The sequence below is a fragment of the Dyella sp. genome, from assembly GCF_035508675.1.
Taxonomy (GTDB): Bacteria; Pseudomonadota; Gammaproteobacteria; order Xanthomonadales; family Rhodanobacteraceae; genus Dyella_B.
Window position 1 is genome coordinate 1 of sequence record NZ_DATJMN010000099.1, and the last position, 4,189, is coordinate 4,189.

Annotated in this window: 4 protein-coding genes; 3 read left to right on the plus strand and 1 reads right to left on the minus strand. The window is 63.5% G+C overall.

Annotated elements, in window-relative coordinates; genetic code table 11:
• Position 1 precedes the first annotated feature (1 nt).
• The 3 genes from VMA74_RS05580 to VMA74_RS05590 are packed head-to-tail and all read left to right on the plus strand — an operon-like array spanning position 2 to position 3,169.
• Positions 2–355, plus strand: coding sequence for a DUF423 domain-containing protein (locus VMA74_RS05580; RefSeq protein ID WP_325365634.1), 354 nt, complete (start codon positions 2–4; stop codon positions 353–355).
• Between the two features lie 60 nt (positions 356–415).
• On the plus strand, positions 416–1,597 hold the full coding sequence (gene purT, locus VMA74_RS05585; RefSeq protein WP_325365636.1) for a formate-dependent phosphoribosylglycinamide formyltransferase: 1,182 nt from the start codon (positions 416–418) through the stop codon (positions 1,595–1,597).
• A 51-nt stretch (positions 1,598–1,648) separates the two neighbouring features.
• Complete coding sequence (locus VMA74_RS05590) at positions 1,649–3,169, plus strand: FMN-binding glutamate synthase family protein (RefSeq protein WP_325365638.1); 1,521 nt, start codon at positions 1,649–1,651, stop codon at positions 3,167–3,169.
• Positions 3,170–3,515: 346 nt separating this feature from the next.
• Here VMA74_RS05590 and VMA74_RS05595 read toward each other — a convergent pair.
• Positions 3,516–4,189 (minus strand): arginyltransferase (locus tag VMA74_RS05595; RefSeq protein WP_325365640.1); only part of this gene is annotated, 674 nt, incomplete at its 5' end.

The window sequence follows — 4,189 nt, forward strand, 5'->3', positions numbered from 1 at the left end:
CGTGCTCGTCGGTCTTGCCGGAGCAAGTGCGGTGCTGCTGGGCGCCTTCGGTGCCCATGCGCTCAAACATGTGCTGGATACGACGCAGCACGAACTCTGGCGCACGGCGGTGCAATATCACTTCTGGCACGCCCTGGCGCTTGCCGTTGCCGTAGTGAGCCGTGCAGGCAAGGCGCGCCGCCTGGCCATGTGGAGTTTTGCGCTGGGCATCGTGATGTTCAGCGGCAGCCTGTATGCCTTGGCGCTGGGCGCGCCACGCTGGGTCGGCATCGTGACGCCCTTCGGCGGCGTGGCATTTATTCTCGGCTGGGTTGCGTTGGGCGTGGGTTTGAAGACGGCGTCCCGTTCAGTGTGATTCGTCTGCCAGTGGTACGTGGGGTGGCGACGTACAATGGCGCTTTATCTGGAGACCGCCATGAAGCCTTTCGGTACGCCCCATTCCGACCATGCCCTGAGAGTGCTGTTGCTCGGCTCGGGGGAGCTTGGCAAGGAGGTGGCGATCGAATTGCAGCGGTTTGCGGTGGAAGTCATTGCGGTGGATCGCTACGCGGATGCGCCGGCCATGCAGGTGGCGCATCGCAGCCACGTGATCGACATGCTGGACGGCAACGCCCTGCGCAGCTTGATCGCGCGGGAAAAGCCGGATCTGGTGGTGCCCGAAATCGAAGCCATCCACACGCCCACGCTGGTCGAGCTGGAAAAGGAGGGCTTGAAAGTCATTCCCACCGCGCGCGCCGCCTGGCTGACCATGGATCGCGAAGGTATCCGCCGCCTTGCCGCCGAGCAGTTGGGTTTGCCAACCTCGCCGTACCGCTTCTGCGATAACGAGGCGGAATACCGCGAAGCGGTGGCGGCCATTGGCTACCCGTTCGTGATCAAGCCGGTGATGAGCTCATCCGGCAAGGGCCAAAGCATGGTGCGCGATGCGGCCGGCGCGCAGCCGGCCTGGGATTATGCCCAATCCGGCGGGCGTGCCGGCAAGGGGCGCGTAATCGTCGAAGGCTTCGTGGCCTTCGATTACGAAATCACCTTGCTGACGGTGCGGCACAAGGATGGCACGCGCTTCTGCGCGCCGATCGGCCATCGCCAGGAAGACGGCGATTACCGCGAATCCTGGCAGCCGCAGCCGATGAGCGAGGCCGCCCTGGCCGAAGCGCAGCGCCAAGCCGAAGCCATTACGGGCGCGCTGGGCGGCTGGGGTGTGTTCGGCGTGGAGTTCTTCGTCAAGGGCGACAGCGTGATTTTCTCCGAAGTCAGCCCGCGGCCGCACGATACCGGGCTGGTTACGCTGATCTCGCAAGACCTGTCGGAATTCGCCTTGCACGCGCGCGCCATCCTGGGCTTGCCCATCCCGGCGATCCGCCAGCAAGGCCCTTCCGCCTCATGCGCGGTGCTGATGGAGGGCGCAGGTCGTGCGCCGCGTTATTACGGACTAGCGGAGGCGCTGGCGGAAGCGGATACGCAAGTGCGCATCTTCGGCAAGCCGGAAGTGAAAGGGCGCCGCCGCATGGCTGTCACGCTCGCGCGCGATAACCACATCGAGGCGGCCAAGGCCAAGGCGATTCGCGCGGCCAAAGCGATCCGGATCGAGCTGTAACATCTTTCCGCCAGCGTCGGCAGCGGCAGCAACAGACTCAGGAGAACAACGATGGAAGCGACAGGTTTCTCGCATTGGCTGGTGGTACTGGTAGAAACCTTTGCAGTGCTGTTCATGCTGCTGTTGGTGATCGCCATTCTGGTGATCGGGGTCACGTGGTTCGTCGACCGCCACCAGACGCACAACTCGGTGCTGCGCAATTATCCGGTGATCGGGCATTTCCGTTACTGGTTCCTGCATCTGGGTGAGTTCTTCCGCCAGTATCTGTATTCCAGCGATCGCGAGGAAATGCCGTTCAACCGCGCACAGCGCATGTGGGTGTATCGCGCGGCGAAGAACACGGAGAACACCAATGCGTTCGGCTCCACGCGCGACCTGCATCTGGAAGGCGTGCCGTTTTTCGTCAATGCCGCGTTTCCGGCGCTGGGCCAGATGCACGTGAAGCCCCAGCCTGTGCGCATCGGGCCGTATACGCGCGAGCCTTACGATCACGCGGCGTTCTTCAACATCTCGGCGATGAGTTTCGGCGCGCTGTCGGCGCCAGCCGTGCGCGCCTTGTCGATCGGCGCCGCCAAGGCCGGCATCTGGATGGACACCGGCGAAGGCGGCCTGGCGCCGTATCACCTGGAAGGCGGTTGCGACATCGTGTTCGAGATCGGCACCGCCAAATACGGTGTGCGCACGCCCGACGGCAAGCTCGATGACGACAAGCTGCTGGCGATCTGCGCGCACCAGCAGGTGAAGATGGTCAGCATCAAGCTGGGGCAGGGCGCCAAGCCCGGCATGGGCGGCTTGCTGCCCGGGGCCAAGGTCACCGCGGAAATCGCCGCGATCCGCGGCATTCCGATGGGCACGGATTCGCAAAGTCCCAATCGCCACCTGGATATCGGCAACGTGCGCGAACTGATGGATGCCATTGGCCATATCCGCGATCTCACCGGCAAGCCTACCGGCTTCAAGGCCGTGTTCGGCGACATGGGATGGATCAGTGAGCTGTGCGATGAAGTGACCAGGCGCGGCATCGAAAGCGCGCCGGATTTCATCATCGTCGACGGTTCCGAGGGCGGTACCGGCGCGGCGCCGCAAACGCTGATGGAAGGCGTCGGCCTGCCGTTGCGCGAGGCCTTGCCGGAACTGGTCAACACCTTGATCGAACGCGGGCTGCGCGATCGCATCAAGGTGATCTGTTCGGGCAAATGCATCACCGCGTACGACGTGGCATGGGCGTTGTCGATGGGGGCGGATTTCGTGAACTCGGCGCGCGGCTTCATGCTGGCTTTGGGCTGCATCCAGTCGCTGCAGTGCAATCGCAACACCTGCCCCACCGGCATCACCACGCAGAATCCACGCTTGCAGCGCGGGCTGGTGGTGATGGACAAGAGCGAACGTGTGGCCAACTACGCGCGCAATGTGATGTACGAAGTGGGCATCATCGCGCACAGCTGCGGCGTGGACGATCCGCGCGAACTGGATCGCACGCACTGCCGCGTGATGGGCGACGATGGCGTGTCGGTGCCGTTGGTGAAGTTGTTTCCGTACCCCAAAGTGCAGGCGGTGGCCGAGAAGGCTTGAGGCGCTTCTACCATTTGCACTCAAGCGAAGCGGGATCTGGATCATCGCGACACACGGTTCCCTCCCCTGCGAAGTAGGGGAGGGCTAGGGTGGGGTGCGAGCGCAGCGAGCGTGAAAAGTTGACATCGCTGCGATGTACTTCGTGCCGTCAGGAATCATGGCGAGATTCGGTTGCACGCTAAAGCCCAAGCAACCCCACCCCAGCCCTCCCCTACTGTCGCAGGGGAGGGAGCGAATCATGGCGTGTATCAAGTTTTACAAACTTGCCACGTCCGTTAGACCAGTAGCGGGCAACGAAGAATGGTGGGGGTTACTCGGCAGGTAGAGCGAGGCGGAGCGCGATCGCTCAATCGCGCTTCAGATCCACCCAGCCCTCGGCCGTGCGTATCTGCAACGGCTTGAAGCGCCGCTTGTAATCCATCTTAGGATGGCCTTCGATCCAAAACCCCAGGTACACCCACGGAATGCCGCGGCGCTTGGCCAGCTCAATCTGCTGCAGGATGGCGAAGGTGCCCAGGCCGCGTTCAAGTTCGTCGGGATCGTAGAACGTATAGACGGCCGAAATGCCGGTGATGCACACGTCGGTGACGGCCACCGCGAGCAGGCGCTCGCCCTGGTGCAATTCCAGAAACACCGTGGGGCTCCACGGTGCGGTCAGGAAGCGGCGGAAGTCGCTTGCTTCGGCTTCGTCCATGCCGCCACCGGGATGGCGTGTGCGCAGGTAGCGTGAGTACAACGCGTGGCGTTCGCTGTTGTAGCCGGCCATGCACTCGCGCACGACCAGGTCGTCATTGCGTTTCAGGCAGCGGCGCTGCGAACGGTCCGGCTTGAAGTTCGCCACGTCGATGCGGCACGGGGTGCAGGCGTGACAGCTGGGGCAATGCGGAAAATACAGATGGCCGCCCGCGCGACGAAAGCCGTGGTCCAGCGCCGCGCCGTACAGCCGGTCCAGCTGCGGGGCCGCTGGATCGATCACCAGATTCTGTGCCGTACGTCCCGGGTAATAACCGCAGGCGTGTG